Origin of the sequence: Nocardia sp. NPDC060259 (genome assembly GCF_042728775.1) — a bacterium.
In the GTDB taxonomy this organism is placed as follows: domain Bacteria; phylum Actinomycetota; class Actinomycetes; order Mycobacteriales; family Mycobacteriaceae; genus Nocardia.
In genome coordinates this window covers 1-20,710 of sequence record NZ_JBHXAY010000112.1, presented here as the reverse complement: position 1 = coordinate 20,710, position 20,710 = coordinate 1, and the positions used below count along the sequence as shown (strand labels likewise).

General features: G+C 65.5%; 21 protein-coding genes and 1 tRNA gene. 6 read left to right on the top strand and 16 right to left on the bottom strand.

Translation table 11 applies throughout. The annotated features are described in order from the left end of the window. Positions 1 to 505: 505 nt before the first annotated feature. The 7 genes from ACFWF2_RS28585 to ACFWF2_RS28555 all read right to left on the bottom strand — a co-directional run bounded on the left by ACFWF2_RS28585 (position 506) and on the right by ACFWF2_RS28555 (position 6,449). Positions 506 to 856: a hypothetical protein gene (locus ACFWF2_RS28585; protein ID WP_379310554.1), complete on the bottom strand. Its 351-nt coding sequence runs from the start codon at positions 854 to 856 to the stop codon at positions 506 to 508. A gap of 5 nt (positions 857 to 861) precedes the next feature. Next, positions 862 to 1,407 (bottom strand): hypothetical protein, encoded by a 546-nt coding sequence (locus ACFWF2_RS28580; protein WP_379310553.1) that lies wholly within the window; start codon positions 1,405 to 1,407, stop codon positions 862 to 864. A gap of 140 nt (positions 1,408 to 1,547) precedes the next feature. Then, on the bottom strand, positions 1,548 to 3,395 hold the full coding sequence (locus ACFWF2_RS28575) for a ParB/RepB/Spo0J family partition protein (RefSeq protein WP_379310552.1): 1,848 nt from the start codon (positions 3,393 to 3,395) through the stop codon (positions 1,548 to 1,550). Positions 3,396 to 3,495: 100 nt separating this feature from the next. Next, entirely contained in the window at positions 3,496 to 3,711 is a 216-nt protein-coding gene (locus tag ACFWF2_RS28570) for a hypothetical protein (protein WP_379310551.1), read from the bottom strand. A gap of 82 nt (positions 3,712 to 3,793) precedes the next feature. Beyond that, positions 3,794 to 5,032, bottom strand: a complete 1,239-nt coding sequence (locus tag ACFWF2_RS28565; RefSeq protein ID WP_379310550.1) for a hypothetical protein — start codon at positions 5,030 to 5,032, stop codon at positions 3,794 to 3,796. Positions 5,033 to 5,314: 282 nt separating this feature from the next. After that, a complete protein-coding gene (locus ACFWF2_RS28560; RefSeq protein ID WP_379310549.1) occupies positions 5,315 to 5,593 on the bottom strand; it encodes a hypothetical protein in 279 nt (92 codons plus the stop codon). A gap of 238 nt (positions 5,594 to 5,831) precedes the next feature. Then, positions 5,832 to 6,449, bottom strand: coding sequence for a hypothetical protein (locus ACFWF2_RS28555; RefSeq protein ID WP_379310548.1), 618 nt, complete (start codon positions 6,447 to 6,449; stop codon positions 5,832 to 5,834). 327 nt (positions 6,450 to 6,776) lie between these two features. Here ACFWF2_RS28555 and ACFWF2_RS28550 point away from each other — a divergent pair, with 327 nt between their 5' ends. Beyond that, complete coding sequence (locus ACFWF2_RS28550; RefSeq protein WP_379310547.1) at positions 6,777 to 7,304, top strand: hypothetical protein; 528 nt, start codon at positions 6,777 to 6,779, stop codon at positions 7,302 to 7,304. Here the strand turns inward: ACFWF2_RS28550 and ACFWF2_RS28545 are convergent. The 5 genes from ACFWF2_RS28545 to ACFWF2_RS28525 form a co-directional block, all read right to left on the bottom strand. After that, positions 7,289 to 7,906 carry a hypothetical protein gene (locus ACFWF2_RS28545; protein WP_379310546.1) on the bottom strand — a complete coding sequence of 206 codons (618 nt, stop codon included), beginning with the start codon at positions 7,904 to 7,906 and terminating at the stop codon, positions 7,289 to 7,291. The genes ACFWF2_RS28550 and ACFWF2_RS28545 overlap by 16 nt on opposite strands. Before the next feature lie 167 nt (positions 7,907 to 8,073). Next, the gene (locus tag ACFWF2_RS28540) at positions 8,074 to 8,940 is read right to left on the bottom strand and encodes a DUF2637 domain-containing protein (protein WP_379310545.1); all 867 of its coding nucleotides are present in this window, start codon (positions 8,938 to 8,940) and stop codon (positions 8,074 to 8,076) included. A 609-nt stretch (positions 8,941 to 9,549) separates the two neighbouring features. After that, complete coding sequence (xerC, locus tag ACFWF2_RS28535) at positions 9,550 to 10,815, bottom strand: tyrosine recombinase XerC (protein ID WP_379310544.1); 1,266 nt, start codon at positions 10,813 to 10,815, stop codon at positions 9,550 to 9,552. 103 nt (positions 10,816 to 10,918) lie between these two features. After that, positions 10,919 to 11,395 carry a helix-turn-helix domain-containing protein gene (locus ACFWF2_RS28530; protein ID WP_379310543.1) on the bottom strand — a complete coding sequence of 159 codons (477 nt, stop codon included), beginning with the start codon at positions 11,393 to 11,395 and terminating at the stop codon, positions 10,919 to 10,921. Positions 11,396 to 12,121: 726 nt separating this feature from the next. Further along, positions 12,122 to 12,195 (bottom strand) — tRNA-Pro (locus tag ACFWF2_RS28525). 373 nt (positions 12,196 to 12,568) lie between these two features. On the opposite strand from ACFWF2_RS28525, the gene ACFWF2_RS28520 reads away from it, so the two are divergent. Further along, positions 12,569 to 13,597, top strand: a complete 1,029-nt coding sequence (locus ACFWF2_RS28520; RefSeq protein ID WP_379310542.1) for an alpha/beta fold hydrolase — start codon at positions 12,569 to 12,571, stop codon at positions 13,595 to 13,597. 13 nt (positions 13,598 to 13,610) lie between these two features. On the opposite strand, the gene ACFWF2_RS28515 is transcribed toward ACFWF2_RS28520, so the two are convergent. From ACFWF2_RS28515 to ACFWF2_RS28505, 3 genes are all read right to left on the bottom strand, one after another. After that, entirely contained in the window at positions 13,611 to 14,894 is a 1,284-nt protein-coding gene (locus tag ACFWF2_RS28515; RefSeq protein WP_379310541.1) for a class I SAM-dependent methyltransferase, read from the bottom strand. Between the two features lie 77 nt (positions 14,895 to 14,971). Beyond that, positions 14,972 to 15,523: a DUF2637 domain-containing protein gene (locus tag ACFWF2_RS28510; RefSeq protein WP_379310540.1), complete on the bottom strand. Its 552-nt coding sequence runs from the start codon at positions 15,521 to 15,523 to the stop codon at positions 14,972 to 14,974. A 196-nt stretch (positions 15,524 to 15,719) separates the two neighbouring features. Next, positions 15,720 to 17,246, bottom strand: a complete 1,527-nt coding sequence (locus tag ACFWF2_RS28505) for a flavin-containing monooxygenase (protein WP_379310539.1) — start codon at positions 17,244 to 17,246, stop codon at positions 15,720 to 15,722. Between the two features lie 111 nt (positions 17,247 to 17,357). Between ACFWF2_RS28505 and ACFWF2_RS28500 the strand changes: the two genes are divergently transcribed. Then, a complete protein-coding gene (locus ACFWF2_RS28500; RefSeq protein ID WP_379310538.1) occupies positions 17,358 to 18,596 on the top strand; it encodes a PucR family transcriptional regulator in 1,239 nt (412 codons plus the stop codon). 147 nt (positions 18,597 to 18,743) lie between these two features. Further along, complete coding sequence (locus ACFWF2_RS28495; RefSeq protein WP_379310537.1) at positions 18,744 to 19,130, top strand: hypothetical protein; 387 nt, start codon at positions 18,744 to 18,746, stop codon at positions 19,128 to 19,130. A gap of 90 nt (positions 19,131 to 19,220) precedes the next feature. Here the strand turns inward: ACFWF2_RS28495 and ACFWF2_RS28490 are convergent, their stop codons facing one another. Continuing rightward, positions 19,221 to 19,934 carry a cutinase family protein gene (locus tag ACFWF2_RS28490; RefSeq protein ID WP_379310536.1) on the bottom strand — a complete coding sequence of 238 codons (714 nt, stop codon included), beginning with the start codon at positions 19,932 to 19,934 and terminating at the stop codon, positions 19,221 to 19,223. Positions 19,935 to 20,081: 147 nt separating this feature from the next. Here ACFWF2_RS28490 and ACFWF2_RS28485 point away from each other — a divergent pair, with 147 nt between their 5' ends. Both ACFWF2_RS28485 and ACFWF2_RS28480 read left to right on the top strand, forming a co-directional pair. Then, positions 20,082 to 20,372: a hypothetical protein gene (locus ACFWF2_RS28485; protein ID WP_379310535.1), complete on the top strand. Its 291-nt coding sequence runs from the start codon at positions 20,082 to 20,084 to the stop codon at positions 20,370 to 20,372. A 147-nt stretch (positions 20,373 to 20,519) separates the two neighbouring features. Beyond that, entirely contained in the window at positions 20,520 to 20,687 is a 168-nt protein-coding gene (locus tag ACFWF2_RS28480) for a hypothetical protein (protein WP_379310534.1), read from the top strand. Positions 20,688 to 20,710 lie beyond the last annotated feature (23 nt).

The window sequence follows — 20,710 nt, the reverse complement described above, 5'->3', positions numbered from 1 at the left end:
GACAGGCATGTGTCATCGCCGCTGCCATGGGAGAGGCGATATTGTGCCACCTCGCCTGAACTCTGGGAGATTCCCTGGAGTCGCATCTGTTGTGGTTCTCCACAGGTATTTCCACAGGATGTGGATGTGCCCGGGTGGCCGCCATGCACCGGCCGCCGTGTTTGGGCGAAAGCGGATGAGTGCACGTGCTGGTGGATCCAGGGGAGTCGTAGGCGGCGACTGGGGCCTGCTCGGTGTTGCCCGTCGCGCCGTCTTCGCGGGCGCCGGTCCAGCCCCTGGTCGATGGGGTGGACCGGCATGTGCTCGTGGGTAAACAGCCTGCGGCATGGCACATCCTCGCCCTGTGCGAGGGCCAGCCGATCATATCGGTGGGTGAGCCGGGGCGTTTGCCTGCCCTGCTATTGCTATGCGGCGCGCCAGATCCGTTGACACAGTCCAGCTGCTGCGTGCAGATTCGATCGCGTTGGTCAAGGTCGGTGTTGGGGACTATCAGCTGGCGCCATCACTACGGCCCTGACTGGAACCAGAGTGTCTGCCAGACGCGCGGGATTCGGAACCTGCTCGTCGGCCGGCGTGCGCTGGACAGCGGTCGAGACCCTTTCAGGGGCGGTGTCCTGTGATCGGTCTGTGGCACATCGGTTTCGGTCTTGTCGCCCGGAGTGGTGATCGGGTGCGCGACGAGGACGATCGTCGTTGTCGCGTCGGCAGTGAACGGAGTTTCGAGGCGCAGGTGGATGAGCACGATCAGCGAGGTGCTGGTCGGTGTGCCGGCGTTCCAAGGGTGGAAGCGGTCCTCGTCGAGAGCGGGCATATGCGCGCGTATCCAGGTGTTCAGGTCGCGAGCGTTGTTGATCACGACCCTCAACGGCTTCCGGTGTGCGGGTCGCGGTCATGGACCGGGACGACCCGGGGTGCCCCGACAGCCTGTTTGGTGACCGCGTCCGGTAACCCCGCCTCGGTGCTGCTGGCCGCCCACGCATCGCCGGCGATGACCCAGTCGCCGTGGTCGTCGCGGTGGGCGGGAAGCAGGCGCCAGCCGATCGCGGTGGGGATGATCCCGAACGGGTCGATGTCACAGTCGGTGCGGCGTTGTCCGTCAGGGCCGATCGAGTCGATCGCGGTGGTGTGTTCGATCCGCACCAATCGGTCACCGTTGGGGGTGGCGAGGGTGGTGTGGCGGGGGTGGACGGTGAGCATGCGCAGGCCGGTGAGCGTGTGGCCGCTGCGGCTACGAATCGTGGCGGTGGCCGGCGCGTATCGAACACGGTGGAGCTCGGCCAGGATCAGCGAGACCGGCGTCGAAACGGGCGCGGTGGCGCCGGTTGGCGCTGGTGTGTGAAGGCGCAGCTGGCCGAGCGCGGCGTAGAGCCGTCGACACAGCGACACCAGGGCAGGGGAGGAGGCCATCGGAAAGGGTTCCTTGTCGAGTGAAGGCGCCATGCGGAATCGACAGAGGTCGTCGTGGAGGAATGCTGCGGCAGTCGATGCCGTACCGGGCGGGCCGGGATCGGTACTGTCACAACCGGTCTCGGCCCGCTATCGGTGTTTTAGGCGGCGGCCCGTGTGGTGGGCTCAGCGATGGTCGGTTCGGCCGTGGGGGCGTCGAGGTCGATGTCCTTGTAGTCGATGTCGCCGATGGTGGCGAGCTCGACGGGAACGAGTGTGTGGCCGATCTGCTGGAGGAAACGCAGGTAGCGGTTGACGGCGGCATCGCTGTAGCGCCAGGAGTCTTTACCGGTGCGTTTCTCGTGGGCACCCAGAACGAGTCCGAGGACGATGACATTGCAACGCGCCGGTTTGGCGGTCTCGATCATCTTCTGCAGGTCCTGGCGGCAGGTTCCGGTGCCGCCGATCAACTCCGCGGCGGTCTCGAACGCGTTGTACTCACCGAGCATGCCGGGCTGGGCCACCAACGCCTCGGCGACGAACTCCGCTGCCTCTGCCGGTGGGGTCTTGCGGGCCAGCAGCTCGGCGACGAAGTCTTGACGGACCTCCATCGCGGCCACGCCCTGCTTGTTGAGCACGCGCACACGGCGATTCTCGAGCTGTTCCTGCTCACGCCGTTGCGCGGCCTCGGCTTCTTGCTGAGCGCGCCGCGCGGCCAACTCCTCGCGAGCCGCGGCAGTCTGCTCGGGATCGACGGCGTCCTGGCCGCCCTCGCGCTCGGTTTCGATGCTGATGTCGTGCTCGTTGTCGGCGGTGGTGTCGACGAAGTCGCTGAGCAGCTGCAGGCCTGTGGTGGCGAGCTTGTCGGAGGGCAGGAAGCAGTCGGCCTGCCAATCCTTGTGCTGGGTGACCTCGCGGGCGTGACGCAGACCGTCGGCGGGTTCGCGGTCGGGTTCGTGCTTGGTCTGCCAGTCGACGCCTGCCTCGTCCACGATGGCTCCGGTCTCGCGGTCGACGGTTACCAGCGCACCGGATCGTTCGATCCACACCAGCCAACCGTCCTCGGCCGAGAGCGCATCGAGTTCGACGCTGTGCCCGTCGGCGTCGACCAGATCGCCCGCGTGCAAGTGCTCGGCGTCGGGTCCGCCCTCGCCCGGGTAGTCGTAGAGCACGCCGAATCCGGCTTCGGCCCAGGGCAGCGCCGCGGCGTAGTAGGCGCGCCGGTCGGCACGGTCGTTAGCGATCAGGCGGGCTTCGAAGTTGAAATAGCTGCCGCGGTGTTTGGTCAGGTGCTCGACCGCATCGGTGTCGCCGACGGTCTCGTACTCGGCCAGGATCGCTGCTTGTTCGAGGTCGAGTTGGCCGTCGTCGATCGCCTTGCGGGCGGTGGCCGAGGCGCCGACCTTGCCTGCCTGCTTGATGTGGTCGCGTTTGGTCTGCAGCGCCTTGCCGATCCGGGTGACAGAGGCCCCCAGATCCAGAGCCAACGCGATCCCGGCCGCGCGGTCGCCATCGGTCAGCGCGACCCGACGGTCGTTGACGGTGATCTGTTCGAAGATCCGTGCGATCTGCGCCTCATCGGCGCTGACGGTGGAGTCGGGAGCGATCAGCCACACCGGGACCCTTTCCAGGCCGACCGCGATCGCGGTCAGAGTGCGCAGCTGCCCGTCACGGACCAGCGCCGATGGGGACTCGGGGTAGCCGTAGGCGATGATCGGGACGAGCACGCCGTGCTCGGCGATCGAGTCGGCCAGCTCGGGATGATCCTCGAGGCGGAAGCTCTCGCGCACGTTGTTGTCGAGGACGAGCTGGGTCGGGTCCCGCAAGACCGCGACCGCCTCGACCGGCACACCAGCACGGTCGGAGGCGGCGTCGCTGTGGTCGTCGGTCGCTGGGGCGGAACCATCGGTGGCCGACTCGGTGCTGTTGAGCGGTCGGTCGTGGAGGTCGGTGTCGGTTGCGGTGGTGTCGATCTCGGTGAGATCGCGGGTGTCGGTGGTCGGGGTCATCGAGGTCCTCCTATCGTGAGACAGGTTGGCACCGGGCAGATTGGAGCTGCCCGGTGCCTACCTGGAAAGTTGGGGAGAGTCGAACCGGTCGGGGTGTCGGTCAGTTGTGGGTCTTGGTGCGAGTGGCGAGGTTGATCGGGCGCAGGCGGCGGGCGTGGTATTTGTCGGGCTCGGTGTAGGCCCAGTGCTTGCCCTTCCAGTCGGGATCGCTGGCACGCCAGCGCTCGATCGTCGTCGGCGCCAGATCGGTCGCCGCCCCGGCGACACCGAAGTGGGCCGCCAGGTCGAACTCGGAACGGCTCAGTGTGTCCGCCATCGGAAAGAACCTCCTGAAATCGGTTGAAGTCACAGGCAACCCGTGGTGAGCGACCTGCCGGGGATGCAGATGGAGCAAACGGCTAGACGAGGGTCATCGCGTGCAGGGCGAGGTCATCGAGGGTGTCGGCACGGTCGGCATCCGGGATGGTCTGGGAGAAGCTTGTGACCGCGTTGGCGATCCCGGCGGCGGTGAGCTGACCGGCGGCGATGAAGTGCGACAGGATCCCGGTGCGTTCTTCCTCGCTGAATCCGAGCTTCTTGGCCACGACCTCGATCGTCCTGTCGGGCTGGTGCACCGGTGCCGCGGCGTGGCGTTCGAGCTCGCCAACGCGCGCGGTGAGGAACTTCGGAGACAGCCACTCGCTGACCTTGTCGCGGGTTTCGGCGGTGATGACTGCGAGCCGCTTGCGTTGGGTGTCTTGTGACCAGGCGCCGAGGGTGCCGATATCGAGCTTGTCGCCGAGATGCCGTCTGGTGTGGGAGAACAGCGGCAAGGTGAGGCCGTTGCCGCAGATCTGGATCACCAGCTCCGGTTTCAACGTCACCGCATGGTGGCCGGTCTCGGAGTTGGAGAACCGGAACCCGGCGAACACCACCGGTTCGCTGCCGGGTCGATAGCCTTGTCCCGCGCGGGCGGCGACACCACGCCACCGGTCCAGATCGCCGGCGACGCGGCGCCGTTCGGCCTCGAGGTCGGGATTGGCGAACGGGTTGCGGTAGTCGGCCAGAAACGTCGGTGCCAGCGCGGAGACCCTCGGTGAGTACACCTTGCAGTGCATCGAGGACTCGGTCAGATCACAGGAGCGAACCTCGACATCGGCATCGGCGGCGGTGATGCCCTCCAGGACCGCGGTGAGCACGTCGAGATTGTCGATGATGCCGTACCGATCGGAAAGAAACGCCCGCAACACCCCCGATTCACCGGCGACCCCAGAGGAGAACAGTCGCAACAGAAACGACCGATCCTCGGGCCGGCTGAGAAGTCGCGGGTCGTCGGGGCCGTGAAGCAAGCCGTTGACGTTGTGGTCGTAGAGATCGGTGCGTTGCTGCTCACGCAGCCATTTCAGATACCCGACCGGGATCTTGAGTTTGGTGCCCAGCTGAGAATCAGCGGCTGCGGTCGGGCGGTAGGCGCCGTCGACGAGGGTGACACCACGCTCGTCGACCACCGGCCCGACACCGGACAACTCCAGGAAACCGTCACGGGCCCGCACGGCCGAGGCGGGCACGACGACATCGACCTTGGTGGCCTGCTGACGATTCAGCAACCTGACCAGGTCACCCAACTCAGCGTGACGAACTGAGGTATGCAGCGACAAGAGAAACTCCTTCGACTGAAATAGACAGGACGGATGGAAAGGGCGGGGCGGGGCCTGCCGCAGGCACGGACACAGACAGAGCACAGCGAGAGGTCCGCGCCACGAAATGAACTGGGGCCCAACGCAGTTAGGGACAACGCGCAGAGTTGGCCTCGGGTGGACGGTCGCAGACATCGCGGGGGAGTGAGGACTCAAGTCGTCCAGCTGTGGAGCAGTGAGTTCTTCTTGCCGCCGAATCGACTCGAATGAGCGCTGTTGCTCGGGAGCTGAATTCGGTGCCATTCAGTCGCGGGGCAGCGTGGTGAGCCAACGCGTGAGCGTGCGAAGCTGTTGCATGATGTGGCTGGCCGAGCCAGATCCTGCTCGCTCGTGTTCGGTGTTCCAGAGGTAGCTGACCAAGATCTGGGCGGCGCTGACGATATCGTCGCCCGCGGCGAGCGACTCATCTCCGGCTTGGCGGTCTGCGAGTTCTCGGCGGCACCGCGTGTCCGAGTCCGGGATGGGCTTCGAATCGGGCGAGGCAGAAGAATTGCTCGCGTGCGGCACATCAGTGGCAGACAAGACGGTTCCTCTCCAGCGCGAAGGTGACTGCTATGTCTGTTTCCGGACCCCCGGCGACCAGTCGATGAACAAGACGCGAGTCAGGGTCTGCACGACCAACAGATCGCACGTAACGGCGCACGATCTGCCCTCAGCGGCATGTAATGGATTGCAAGACAAAAGGTCCTGTTAGCTCAGGTAGCCGCCGATGTGTGAGTGTGTGATCGCACGGGTGAGGCAGACCTGACTGTTGCGCAGATTATTGGTGCGACCAGCTGCCATCGCGCGGTTTCAGGTGGCGTCGATTCGTGCGTTTCCACACGGCGGTGTTCGGGTCAGCTGCATAGCGGTGCCCGCCAGGATAGACGGTAACCGCGAGTTGATGCGCCCGGACCAGTGTTTTGATTGCGCTGTCGAGACCGTCGCGATCGAGGATGTGGAAGGTGATCGGGCTGATGGTGAGTGCAACATAGCTGATCGTGCGCCGCATCCCCACGTGGTACGTCTGCTCCACCGAGGCCGCACCGGTCGGGGTATGGGTCCAGGTGATCGCCGTGAGTACCGACACCTCAGACACCGGCTGCTCCACTACAGGCAGCGACACCCGCTCGGCCACGCCGACCATCGCTTGGCGCGCCAACCCGAACAGTCCCACCATCCGCTGCACTTGCTCGGCCGAGGTGAACGTCATAGCGATTCGCCCCCACCTCGCGACAATCCTCGCATCGGTGCTGCCCGCCGCGACGACGTCGATGGTGATCGGTTGCTCACCGGCTAAGACCGCTGTGACGGTGGTGACTACTCCGGTCCTGCGATCCAATGGCGGCCGTCGAACCTGATCGAACGGTACGACGGCGGGAGATTGCATGGTTGTCATGAGCGAATTCCGTTCTGGTCGTTGGGCGAATCGGAGCCGTAAACGCTCGCCACAAGGCAGGATCTGACCGGGTGAGCTACCTGAACAGTTGCGGATTCAGGACCGCTTCTACGGACCGCGCACCTTGCGCTAGGAGGATCGTTTCTGTCGGATCGCCCAATAGGATCTGGTGGAAGCGGTGCAATCAATGCGGGTGTTGAGGGGTCCTTTCGAAGCGAGAGATGTTGGAACAGAAGATGATTCATTGCAGTGCGGTGGTAGCTGCCAGCAGGACGCGTATACTGGCGGCAGAAGAGCCGCTGGTCGGGTCGATCTCAGGAGTTTGAGATGCCTGCTAGCAAGCCACGTCGTTCCAAGCGAGATCCCGAACTGGTTCGGCGTTTGGACCAGGTCCGTCAGGTGATGAAGGTTCGGCGCACCGAGGCGGAACGCCGGGCGGCCGCGACGATGGACGCGGTCCAGACCTACCTGCACGCCGCGGGAGTCATCCGCCAAAGCCTTGCGGTGCGTGATCAGCGCCTCGGTGAACTGCGTCGACAGATCGAGCAGCTAGAACGCGAGCACGAAGCCGAGGCCGCTCGGTGGCGTGCCCGGCAAGCGAGCGCGGTGGCGGCGATGCGCGAGTTGGGGGAGTCTGATGACGGCATCGGCCAACTGCTCGAGTTGACCGGCAGGCAACTGAGGCAGCTCATGGCTGCTGCGGCTCGAACGGCCGAACGGCCAACGATCAACCGCGGTGGACCGGATCGGGGTGCTGTCACCGGCAGTTCGTTGGAAGCGGGGCGTGCGGAGGTTCAGACAAGCGCGCAGGTCACCTCAACCGTGGACGAGTCGCTCGGTCAGAGTTTGGCGTAGCCGCCGGTGTTCCAGACATGCCAACGGAATTGGCTCGGGGCCAGGGCCACACGGTAAGGGACGCCGGGCGCGGTCGGGTACGGCCAGTAAGCGACGCCGCACCGATGGCAATAGTAGCCGTGGCCCCACACGCCTCGTGCACGACTACGCCCCGCCTGGACCCTGCCGTTTCGGCGCGCTCGCTGGAACGCGATGGTCAAGATCGCGGCAACGGGGATCGACAGGAGTAGCGGAAAGAGATAGAAGCCCAGCAACGATGCCATCATCCGGATCGGATTGCCCGGTAAGGGGTTTTCGGCCAGTGCTGCGCTGCACAAGGCGAACATGACCATGACGAACAACAGCAGGATCGACCCGAGGACCGACAATGGTCCTGCTGAGGGCAGAACGGGTTGCCATGCCAAGCTTCTCGCGAGAGCGGAACTGTGGCTGTACTCGTGGACCGTGGTCCCGATGACGGGGACGAGTCCACCCGGAACGATACCGATTCCGGTGTGGACGCCAGTGTTGTAGCCACTGTGGGTTCCGTCCGACATGGCGGCGGGCACGCTCTGGACCCAGTCGACGCGTTCGCACTGTGGGCAGGAGAGATCAAGGTTCACTGGTCCCCCAAAGGACGTGGTTTCTCGCTGAAGTAGTGCACGAAGGTGATGCCTGGCAACGAACCGTGCATCGATCCAACCTGGGAAATGGCCTTCTGTCGATGTGGCCTGAACCACATCAGGCAAAGACTCGGGTGGTCTGCCGATCGGTCGAATCATCGTCGGTCTCAACCGTTCGCAAGCGCTTCGGTGCCCGCCGGGGCACGCTTGCTCTCGGCGTGCGCGCGGGCGCCGCGCGGATCGGCCGCTTCGTGCGCACTGCCCGAATCGGTGTGCGCACGGTCCTCGCCAGCGTGCGCACGTTTGGGAGAGCAGTCCGCGTCGGTGTGCGCACGGTCGACAGGTGCGTGCGCACGCAGTCGTTCAGCGTCGCGCAGGATTCGACTGACCGCTGAGCGGCTGCACCCGAGTTCGCGCGAGACGTGGCTGGCGCTCCACTGGTCGATATACCGGTGTGTGAGCACTGCGGTGACGGTGGCAGGGTCGCGCCGCCCGCCGGGATCTTGATCGCAGATCAGCGCCGCCAGTGCTTCGAGATCGACTCTGTCGATAGGATTATCGCGGGATTCCTCGTCCATCTTGGAAGCTTCTGTCTGGGTGGCGGTTAGCTCGGCAGCGACACCGGGAACTGCTGCCTGTGCGGGCGGGGCCTGTGGATCGGGCCCGGCGGCTGCAGGCTCCGGACGGGTGTCGGGCAGATGTGCGTGTGCCAGCGTCAACAGTGCGATCGAACTCTGCGTCATGGCGCCTTCCACAATTAACGGCCACAGCCATGCTTCGGCGACGGGCACACCCGCGGTGATCGCCAGCGCGCGCAGCGCGGTGAACGACAGCCAGAACGCCCCACCGGCGATGACCACGGTCAGCGCTGTCGCGGCGCGGCGGGCGGTGGGCGAGACGGTGTCCGCCCGTGCGAGCAGCGCAACGCCGTGGACTGCGGCCAGCAAGGCCAGTGGTGGGATGACGGCGACCGCGGCAGCGACGGCCGGGAGGACTGTCGTGTGCAGGACGGCTTGGGTCGCATTGCCGACCACGCTGACTCCAGCGGCGATACACAGCTCGCTCCAGAAGAATATGTGCGCATGGTCAGTGCGCACATCTACTCGAGTGGTCGGCTCGGTCCGAACAGTTCGCGATGGTGCAGTCGGCATGCCTGTTGGCCTCGCTTCGGGGTGTTGTGATCAGGAGATCGCAGCGATCGGATCACCGCAGGGATGATCGGTCGGGTCGTGGGCCCTGTACGCGAGGTCGTCGCTGACCCGCAACTGGTGCCCGGCATCTCCGATGCATGGCTGCACACGAAGAACAGCCGACCGACGCAGGTGAGAATCAGTCGAACGAAACTTGACGTCCGACACGGGATCGATACGAGTTCAGGAGGAAACGATCAGAAATGTCGGGATAGGTTGGGAAGTGCGACGTGACCGTTGCCGCAGGTAGCGGGTAGTTTTGGGATGTATCGAGGCCAACCGTGAGTACTACGAACCCTATTAGGTGAATAGGAAGTCAGCTGCTTCGGCCAACGAAGAGGCGGCGCAAGCCACATGTTGTTACATAGATATGCGAATCTACATATGTAATATCGCCGAAAGGTACCGTTCACCACGAAGAACTGCCAAGAATGAGTTGGCGCTGGCGCCAACTCATTCGAAGCGCCGATCGCCGCGTGCCCATTGTTCGAGGATGGCTCGGTGGTCGGGGACGGTTTCGGGTCGGTCGATGTAGTGGGTCTTAGCGACGGCGGTGGTGTTGCCGAGTTGGCGTGCGGCGTTCTCCGGGCTACCGGTGGCGTTGTCGACGGCGGTACCCGCGCCGCGGCGGAACGTGCGCAGGGTGACCCACGCGAACTCGCTACCGCGGGCCGCGCGCCAGACCCGTCCGAAGTTGTTCGGGTTGCGTAGTGAGCCGTTGGTGGCGGGGAACAAGACGCCGTGTGGGTTCGGGGTTCGGTTGATTTCGAGGTAGTCGATGGCTTCCTTGATGGCTTCGATGCTGTGCTGGGGGAGCAGGATTCGGCGCCATCCGTTCTCTGTCTTGGGGGCGGGTTTGCGGACCCAGCCGCCATCACCGCCGCCGCGGATCTGCTCGAGGGTGCCGGTGACGTCGAGGTAGGGGTCGAGGGTGTCGAGGTTGATGTCGTCGAGCAGGAGGGCGAAGACTTCGTAGGGGCGGATTCCGGTTCCGGTGACGACGTCGACGACCCAGACCATGGTCCAGTCGCGACGAGGTCCGAAAGTGTAGCCAGGGGTGCCGGGGACTTCCTCGCCGCGCGCCCAAGCCCGTACCTGGGCTCGGAACGCGGGTAGGGCGTTCATGTCGCGGACTTTGCCGCGCGCTTGTCTGCGGTTTCTGCGGAAGGGGTCGACGTTGTCGACGGGGTTGGTGTCGAGGACGTCGTGCAGGACGGCGATCTGCATCATCGCCCGGAGGATGATCTTGTGTTGCTTGGCTTTGCGAGGATGGCCGAGGGCGATGATGCGTTTGAGGTGGCGGTCGAGTTCGCCGGCGGTGGCTTGCCAGATCTGGAGGTGGCCGATGGTGTTTTCGATCTTGACGGTGTTGGGGTTGGCACGCTTGTCGCGGGAGACCTCGATTTCGCGGCGGTAGTCCTCGACCAGGCCTGGTGAGCAGGTGGGGTCCAAGCGCATCGAGGTGAGCAGTTCGCGTGCGAGTTCCATCAGGGTGGTGGTGCGAGTGATCGGGTTCTCGGCGGGGACTTCGTGGAAGTCGCGCATCGCTTCGGCGAGTTTGTTGCTGGCCTCGGTGGAGGTGGCGCCATGGCGTTCGATGAAGGTGTTGCGCCAGGCTCCGTAGTGGCGGACGGTGGTCCGCCAGCTCCCGTTGGGTTGTTTGCGGGGTGTGGACGGGGTGCCGAAGGTTCCCACGGGGCGGGCGGGTCGTCCGGTCACGATGCTCCTTCCTTGAAAAGGGACTGATGGCTGTGTGGGCCGGTGAAGCAAGCCACGGCGGATCCCAGGTATCCGGAGGCTCCATGAATATGGGGGTGGATCCTTAGCCGGTGGTGCGACGGATGCGGGACGGGCAGACCTCGGGCCGTTGGTCTTCCCACGAACGCACGTCGACGAGGCGGTATCGGCGGTGTCGGCCGAGGCGCGCATAGATCGGCCCTGTGCCATAACAAGCCCAGCCGGCCAGGGTTTTGGCAGGGATTCGCAGGCGCTGAGCGAGATCGGCTGTGGTCAGCCATTTCTCGTCGTCGGCGGTGGCTGGTGTCGCGGGCTCGGCGACGCTGCCGGTGGTTTCGCGCAGACGGTTCAGTTCCCAGGTTCGGACGGCTGCGAGCCGGTATCGGCGGTGCCGGCCGAGATGGCTGTAGCGCGGTCCGGTGCCCGCGGAGGCCCAGGAGGCGATGGTCTTGAGGGGGATACGCCAGCGCGCGGCGAGATCGGGGCTGGTGAGCCAGGTCTCGCCGTCGGGCAGGGGGGAGTCAGGAATCGCCGAGTCGGGCGAAGTGGGAGAGGAAGGCATGCGTCGCTCACTAGTGTGTGGCGATCAGTAGCTCTTCCTGCGGTCGAGTGTATCCGAATCCGCGCGAGCACTGCCTAGCCGAAACATCCGGTGCACGTGGGGGCCTCGCGCACTTCTCTGGGCAGACGACGCGAAGTGTGTTTTCGCGGTCGCAGAGCGGAGGCGGCGGGGTGCGGTATGGGCCGCCTTCACGTTCCAACACCCTGACCGGTGTCGGCAGGTTTCGGCCAGTCCTATGGTGATGTGCCGCTCTGCTGGGTTGTCGGTGCTGACTCGACCGACCTCGGTCGGGTTCGCGGGAGTTCATTGAAATCGTTGGACGGTGACCGCGGCCTGGTGTGGATCCGCCGCACAGTCGCTCGGTCTCGGTTATGGGGAGTCGGGCTGTGCGCGCCGGTGTGGCAACGCTGGGGCACTCACCGCTTCGACGGTCTGGGTGGTCGAGGCGCGGGGCTGCCAGGCTCCCGTCAGCGGCTCGATGAGGAGAAAGGAGCCTGCTCCTGGCGCGGCGGTTGGACCGCAGTCCACCCATTGACGCCCAATTGTGATTTCCGCCACAATAGTGGCGAGCGTTCCGAGAATGACCTGTTTTCAGTGGTCTACGGGGCGTTCCAGTGGGCCGGTCGATCCATTTATGTGGGGTTTCTGTGTGATTTGGCCAAACCACGTCAAGTCCCCGGATACAAGGAAACCCCCTCCGACCGAGGTCAGAGGGGGTTTCGCCTGTCGGGCTGACAGGATTTGAACCTGCGACCACCTGACCCCCAGTCAGGTGCGCTACCAAGCTGCGCCACAGCCCGTTCTTGCCCCCGTCGCCGGGTGCTCGAAAAGATTACCGCACCATTCCGCGAAGGTACTAATCGGCAGGTAGATGGCTGTTTCTGGAGGGCTGATGGGCGCCGAGGGCGCATCGCGATGCCGCTCCGTTCGTCGATGGGTGGGCCGGTCGATGGACGCCGTGCGGAACCGCGACGAGTCGAGCCGCGCTCGATGTCACAGCTGTGCGGTGGGCTGGCGTTCCGAGGGTGAAGCTGCTTGTGTCACTTGCTATTGCGTGGGGAGGAGGGTTCGGGCGCCATCTTTGCCGAATCGGCAAGGTTCCTTGCAGGACCTCCCTGTGTCGGCCAAAACTGGCGGGACGGACCGAAACTCCCTACCCACCAGGAAGACACGATGAATATCGCAGCACAACCGTCGACCGGCCGACTGCCTCGATACGCCCGCGCGGTGGCCGTCACCGCGATCTTCGCGCTGCTCACGGTCGGCGCCGCGGCGTGCGGCACTACGACTGCGGCAGAGATTCCCTCCTACGCGGTCGCGACTCACGGCGACCGGGAATTCGGCAAGACCTTCCGGCACGAGTTCGCCGATGTCGACGGTGTTCGTATGCATTACGTGACCGGGGGGAGCGGTTCGCCGGTGGTGCTCATCCACGGATGGCCGCAGACGTGGTACGGCTGGTGGCAGATCATGCCTGCGCTCGCCGAGCGTCACACCGTCTACGCAGTCGATCTTCCCGGGCTGGGGGACAGCACCGGCTCACCGAGCGGTTACAGCAAGGCCACTCTGGCGCGCTACGTCCACACCCTCATCGCGGACCGGCTCGGGGTGCGCAATGCGCAGATCGTCGGGCATGACTTCGGTGCCGCGGTGGCCTTCCACTACGCCAGCCAGTTCCCCGCTGACACCGCTCGCCTCGGATACCTCGACCTTCCTCTCCCCGGGCCCGCGGTCGATGCTCCTACCTACCGCTCGATGAGCTGGCACATCGCCTTCCATTCCCAGCAACAGGTCCCCGAGGCGGTGGTCGGTGACAATGTCCGTGACTATCTGGCTTTGTTCTATCCCCAGGTCTCTTTCGGCGGAACGGCTTTCGGCGGCACCTCGCGGCGTTCTCCGTTCACCGATGCCGAAATCGACGAGTACGCGAGGACTTACAGTCGGCCCGAGAACCTGGCCGGTGGTTTCGAGCTGTATCGTGCCCTGGATCAAGATGTCCGCGATTCGGTGGCGGCGGCGCCGACGCATGTCCCGACATTGCTCATGACCGCGCAGGGACAGCTCGACCCGGTCCGGGCGAGCGCGGCGGCCCGGTTGACCAATATCGTGCACGCGGTGGACGTTCCGAACGCGGGCCATTGGCTCGTCGAAGAGAACCCGCAGTTCGTCACGGCGGAGCTGTTGAGATTCCTTCGCGGGTGAGCGCGACAGGGGCCTATCCCCAGGCGCGGCGTGTCGCGGGCATATCGGAATTCCCCGTCGCTTCCGGCACCACACCGAGTACCTGGTGAATCCCTAGTCCGCCGTCCTCGAAGCCCAGCGCTGAGGCGGCCATGTAGAGCCGCCAGACTCGTGCTCGCCCTTCGCCGACGAGTGAAACCGCTTGTTCCCCAGCATTTTCCAGATTCGCGATCCAGTGGCGAAGGGTGCGCGCGTAGTGCTCGCGCAGGGCTTCGACGTCGCGAACTTCGAATCCGGCGCGTTCCATGGCGAGGACGACTTCACCCACGTCGACGAGTTCGCCGTCCGGGAAGACATAGCGCCCGATGAAGGAGCGATTCTGCATGACGGAGCCGCCCGGCGAGGAGATCGCGTGGTTGAGCAGCCGTCCGCGCGGGCGCAACAGTGCGCGCAGGGTGTCGAAGTACTCGGCGGCGTTCTTGGAGCCGACGTGTTCGAACATGCCGATCGAGGAGATGGCGTCGAATTGTTCGCCGCGCAGGTCCCGATAGTCGGCGAGCCTGATCTCGACACTGTCCGACAGCCCCGCGTCGGCGACTCGCCGGCGGGCGAGCTCGACCTGGGCGCTGCTGATGGTGACGCCGACGACCTGTGCCCCATAGGTCGAGGCCGCGTGCATCGCCATGGAACCCCAGCCGCATCCCACGTCGAGCAGGCGCATACCCTCCTGCTCGGCCAAGCCGAGTTTGCGGCAGATCAGGTCGTGCTTGGCGCGCTGGGCGTCCTCCAGCGAACCGTCGTCGTCCGGCACGAACCGCGCGCAGGAGTAGGTCATGCTCGGGCCGAGCACCAGCCGGTAGAAATCGTTGCCGACGTCGTAGTGATGACTGATCACCGCCGCATCGCGACGTTTGGTGTGCAAGGGTCCGCGCCGTGGTCGCGCCTCCTCCGGTGGTATTTCCGGGCGGCGACCGAGCGCCCCGAGTCGCCGCGCCGCGCCGACGGCCCGCCAGGCCGCGCCGAGGCCGAGGCGGGCGTCGTTCGGCGCGGTCGACTGGAGTGCTCGGAGCATCGTGAAGATGTCGCCGTCGAGATCCACTGTGCCGGAGACGAATGCGCGCGCCACACCGAGTTCGCCGGGCGCCCAGACCAGGTGGCGCAGCGCATCCTCGGATCGCACGCGCATCGTGCCGGGGCTCGCGCCATCGGGTTGGATCGTGCTGCCATCCCAGAATTCGAACCCCACCGCGGGGTGGGGTCCCAAAGTGGCTCGCAGCAGAGGTTCGAGCGCGGCAGCGACCGTGGACTGGTTACCCATGCGACCACTATGGCCCGCGTCGCGCTGCTGCTAGGGCAACCACGCAGCATCCGACCTCGCGCCGGTGAGTTCGCCCCTTATGTCCGGGTCTTCGGTGTTGTCGGGGTTCGTGCCTCGCTGCGGTGCTGGTCCCACCATGCGGCACCGTCATGGGGGGAGGGGTTCGAGTCTTTCGGCGGCACCGGCGCGGTGGGGATGCCGAGGACCCGCAGCCGCCAGTCGTCCTCGGGGATCGCGGCCACGATGCGGACGGGAACGACTGCCGTGAGCAGCAGGTAGTTGCCCACACAGATCATCAGGCATATCGGGGGAACCGAGACCACGGTCGCGATCTCGAGGGTGCCCATCTCGATCGGATCGCGGGAGATGGCCAGCACGTTCCCGAAGATACTGGCCAGCACCGCGGCGACGAGCAGCAGTTCGTAGACCCGCACCATGGACGTGGCCTTCTCGTCGCGGATACCGACCAAGGTGATGAAGGTGCAGGCCACCAGCGCGACGGTGAGACCGACCACCACCGGCCACAACCAGGTCAGGCCCTCAGGAATCCCAGCCGCACGCGCGAGGGTGGAGGTGAAGGTGAAGGATGCGATCGCCGCGGCGACAACCAATAGGGACCCTAAGCCCACGAGCAGCTTCGGTACCGTGAACGGAACAGGGCGGGGGAAAGGGTCCGTGTGGTCCATCAGGCTCCATCCTACGGGCTACGGCCACCAAACATGCAGGCACTCAACAGGGTACGGCCACGCGCGCAGTAGACACCGCACAAACTTCGTCACGGACGCGGTGGCCCGCCGCTGCGTGCCGACCTCGAGGTATCTGTGCTCATGCTGATACCGATGCGGATGGCAGGGCGGCGACCGCGCGGTCGAAGTGGAGTTCGTGATCGAGAATGTCTGCCTTCCGCAGGATTCGCACGTCGTCGTGGTAGTTCATCGACGTCCGCCACGGCATCCGGTCGCCCTGCTTGGGCAGCTGGTCGACGACGCGCTGGATGTAACCCGCGGCGAAGTCGAGGAACGGCCGGGTGGGCATGGCCTCGTCCGTCACTTCGGCGTGTGCGATCTGGAAGCCGTTGTCGTCCATGTGGGCCAGGATGCGGCAGAAATGCTCACAGAGCAGCCCGATCTTCAACGTCCACGAGGAGTTGGTGTAGCCGATGGCGTAGGCCAGGTTGGGGACACCCGAAAGCATCAAGCCCTTGTAGGCCACCGTGTCGGGTAGTTCGATCGCCCGGCCGTCGACGGTGACGGGGACGTTGCCGAACGCTTGGACGTTGAGACCCGTTGCGGTGATGATGATGTCGGCTTCGAGTTCACGTCCGGATTGCAGCAGGATGCCGTTCTCGGTGAAGGTGTCGATGCGGTCGGTGACGACCGATGCGCTGCCGTTCCGGATGGCTGTGAACAGGTCACCGTCGGGGACGGTGCACAGGCGTTGTTCCCAGGGGTTGTAGGGCGGGTTGAAGTGTTGGTCGACCGGATAGCCCTCGGGCAACTGCTTGGCGTTGGTCCACCGGATGAACCGGCGCATCCGGTTCGGGTATTTCTCCGAGAGGCTCCAGATGAGCTTCTGCTGGGCGATGTTCTTGCGCCGGGTCATGGCGTATCCGCGTTCGTCGCCGAGGATCTTCTTCAGCGCGTTGGCGATCGGGTCCTTCCTCGGCACCGGCAGGATATAGGTGGGGGTGCGCTGCAGCATCGTCACGTGCGCCGCGGTATCCGCCATCGCCGGAATCAGTGTGACCGCGGTGGCGCCACTGCCGATCACCACGACGCGCTTTCCGGCGTAGTCGAGGTCTTCGGGCCAGTGCTGCGGGTGGACGATGGTGCCGTGGAAGCGGTCGCGGCCGGTGAACTCGGGGGTGAATCCCTCGTCGTAGTTGTAGTAGCCGGCGGCGGAGAAGATCCAGTCGGCGGTGAGCTCGGCGAGTTCGCCGGTGTCGGTGCGCTTGACCTGCAGCGTCCAGCGCGCATCCGCGGACGACCAGGAACCGCCGATGACCTTGTGGTGGTAGCGGATGGTGTCGTCGAGTCCGTTCTCGGTGGCGGTTTCGCGCAGGTAGGACAGGATCCGTTCCCCGTCGGCGATCGATTGCTCGTCGCGCCATGGCTTGAACTCGTAGCCGAAGGTGTGCAGGTCCGAGTCGGAGCGGATGCCGGGGTACCGGAACAGGTCCCAGGTGCCGCCGAGGTCGCCGCGAGCCTCGAGGATGGTGAATCGCTTGTGCGGCAGCAGCTTTCGCAGGTACCGCCCTGCTCCGATGCCGGAGATGCCTGCGCCGACGATCGCCACGTCGACATGATCGGTGGATGCGCCGGTCCTCGGCTGCTCCGAGGTCTGCGTGGTCATAGCGACTCCTTCGTTGGACTCCGCCGTCCACAGCAGTGCGGAGGCTGCATTCCAGGGTCGGACACCGCGGCAGGCTTGCGCTACGTCATAGCGACGCAGGATGCTGAGATTGTGGTTCATAATGACGCACGCGATGCGGGTTGGCCGGAGCCGAGGCCGGAACTCGTCGCTTTGATCCGGCGGGCTGCCGAGATCTCGCTGAATCCGCCGGCGGAATGGCTCAACGACCTGCACGAGGCGTCGCTGGCGGGGGAGCGCATGCAGCGCATCGCCGGGGATCCGGTGCTCGCCGACGCGGTCCGGCGCGCGAATCTGGCCAATATCGCGCACTGGGCCTGGTCCAATGTGCAGAATCCCGGCCGCAGGGTGCCGCCGAACCTCGGCCCCGAGGCGCTGGCCTCGGCCAGGGATTTGGTGCGGCGCGGCCTCGACGAGACCTCGCTCGAGGCCTACCGCACTACCTACAGCGTGGTGTGGAACCGGTGCATGGAGGTGTGCTTCTCGCTCACCGACGATCCCCGGCAGCTACGGGAGCTGCTCGAACTCGCGTCGCTGTCGATCTCGACATTCATCGAGGACACGATCGCGGCCGTCACCGAACGGATGAAGGCCGAACGCGCCGACCTGGTGCGTGGTACCCACGCCGAACGTCGCGCCACGGTGTCGCTGCTGCTCGAAGGAGCGCCCATCCGGCTCACCCAGGCGGAGAGCAGGCTGGGTTACCGGTTGACCGGGCCGCACACCGCTGCCGTCCTCTGGGCGAAGTCTCCTACGGCCGGCGATCAGCTCGAGGCGGCCGCGGAACTGCTCGTCCGGGTCAGCGGCGCCGGGCACCGGCTCACGGTCGTGGCCGGTGCCACGGCACTGTGGCTGTGGCTACCCACCGACACGGCCCCGGAGCTGGACCAGGTGGTCCGTGGGCTCGACGCCGCTCCGGACGCGCAGATCGCGATCGGGCGACCGGGTCTCGGCCTCGAGGGATTCCGCCGCAGCCATCTCGACGCGCTCGAGACACAGCGCATGCTGGCCCGCCTCACCTCGGTTCGCCGGGTCGCTCGCCATCAGGACGTGCAGCTGGTGGCCCTGCTGACCGCCGATCCCATCCGGGCTGACGAATTCGTCGCCGACACCCTCGGGGCACTGGTCGGCGCCGAGACGGAGGTGATCGAAACGCTCACGGCCTACCTCGAGGAGCAGTGCGGTACCGTCCGGACGGCCGAACGCCTCTACACCCACCGCAGCACCGTTGTGCGCCGCCTGGCTCGCGCCGATGAACTGCTGCCCCGGGCCCTGGCGAGCAACACGATCGCGGTCGGCGCAGCCCTCGATGTCCTGCGGTGGACACGCTGACCGGATCATCCCTTGATTCGCGGTTGCCGGACAACGCGGTGTGTAAAGTAGTGCGGGCGTACATGTTCGAGAAGGGGGAGTTCAGGCTCGGGGCTTGTCCGGGCTTCTCGGACGTGAGTGCGACACCGCTGAGGTAGGGGGACGAAAATGAAGCCGAAGCTCATCGCGGCTGCTGTGGCGCTGTCCGCGGGTGTCATCGCAGTGACCGGGTGCTCGAGTGACGCCGACGTGGTGTCCAAGAATCTGTCCAAGGAATCGGACCAGTTCAAGATCGACCGTCGGGTGGTGTTCTTCAACGGAATCACCGACAAGTACCTGCTGTCCATCGAGGGGAAGTGCTCGATCAAGGACGAGAACAACCAGCTCGAGGTGACGTGCAAGACCGGTGACGACGAGTACAAGAAGCACTTCCTCGGACTCTCGGACAACGTGAGCTACTTCGTGGAACAGCTCGAATCCGCCGAGGTGAGCCGTTATCACTACAAGGTGATCTTCAAGCCGGAGACCATCCTCCCTGACGTCGACCGTCCCTGAGAAGCCAGGTCGACGGAATCGCCTGCCTGTCAGCGGAACAGGCCGAGCGCGACACCACGGCGCGCGGGTCCGCTCTCGGCGTTTCGACGGTCAAGAGCCGAGCTGTTCGCGCACGAACGCCGCGGCCTGGTCGCGGTTGCCGTTGACGAAGTACGCGAAATGGCCGTAACTCAGGGCGTTTGCGAATCCGGCGGCCGGGTCGCCGCCCTGGCAGACGCGGTCGCCGGCATTGCAGTAGTCGCGCAGGCGGTCGGCGAATTCGGCCAGCGCGCCTGCGCGGAGTGGACCGGTGCCGGATAGGGCGGGGTCGAAGTTGCCGCGGTCGTAGGGTTCGGTGCCGTTGAACAGCGGGCTGCCGAACAGGGCGACGGCGTCGATCCGCGCGGCCGCCTGGTCCGTCAACGCGGTTCGCTTGTCGAGGGTGTTGCCGATGACACGGGCGCCCTGCGAGTAGCCGAGCAGGACGAGCTGCTGGTCCGGGCAGGTGGCGGCGGTGTCGTTCAGCAGCGCGGTCAGGTTCTCGACGCCGCGGACGGCGCTGTCCGGGGCCATCGAGGCCGGATATTCGAGTTCGGTCACCGTCGTGCGGCGGCCGGATTCGTCGCCGATCCGCTTGCCCAGCGGAGTGAGGAGCAGGCTGCCCGACTGTGGTTCGAGGGTGCCCCGGACGGTGACGACCCGGACCTCCGCGCAGGCGGTAGGGGTGGTGGATGGCTCGGCGGCCGCAGCCGGGAAGGTGGTCAGCGCCAGTGCTGCCGCCGCTGTTGCGGTAGAAGACAGCAGGATTCGAGATCGTCCACGCATCCGTCCACTGTATGGGCCGAATGGGCGACAGACCAGGTTTCCGTAGGTTCCCACGGATCGACCACGGAGCGACAGACAGTAAAACTTGGGTATTTCACATTGTTGTCGCTCGACTAGTGTCGGCGAACACATTCATAGGAGGTAGTCATGAATCCACTACTCACCAAAATCCTTGCCGCCATTGCTGTTTCGAGCGCACTAATCGGGGCGACCCTGGGTCCGGCGCAAGCCGCTCCGGCCGCGCCTGTCCTCGTCGCTCCGATTGCGGGTTCCGGATCCGCGTCGGGTTCCGGCGAGTCCGGTTCCTCGCTGGCACCGCTGATCACCTTTCCGCTCGGCGCGCTCTACATCCTGCTCTGCGATGCCGAACCGAACGGGCCGATCTGTGCCCTGATCTATGAGATCGGCAGCGGCAGCGCCGAATCCGATCCGGCCTGACCGCGAAAAAACCCACCCCACCTGATTTGGAGGCACACCCTCATGAGCCGAATGCTCACCACATCCCTTGCCGCGGTCGTACTCTCCGTCGGTCTCGGCGGCCTGGGCTCAATCCCAGCGCAGGCCGCCCCGGCCACCGTCGCGCCCGTGGCCGACACACAGACCGGATCTGCGACAGGATCCGCCCAGATGCTGCTGGCCTGGCCGCTCGGCTTCGTGCTCTTCGGCGCCTGCTTCGCCGACGGCGACAGCCAGACACACAATCCGCTGTGCCAAGCGCTCCTCGACCTGACCGCCGGCAGCACCGGCCGCTGAGCTGCTGAACCCTCGCCGTAACC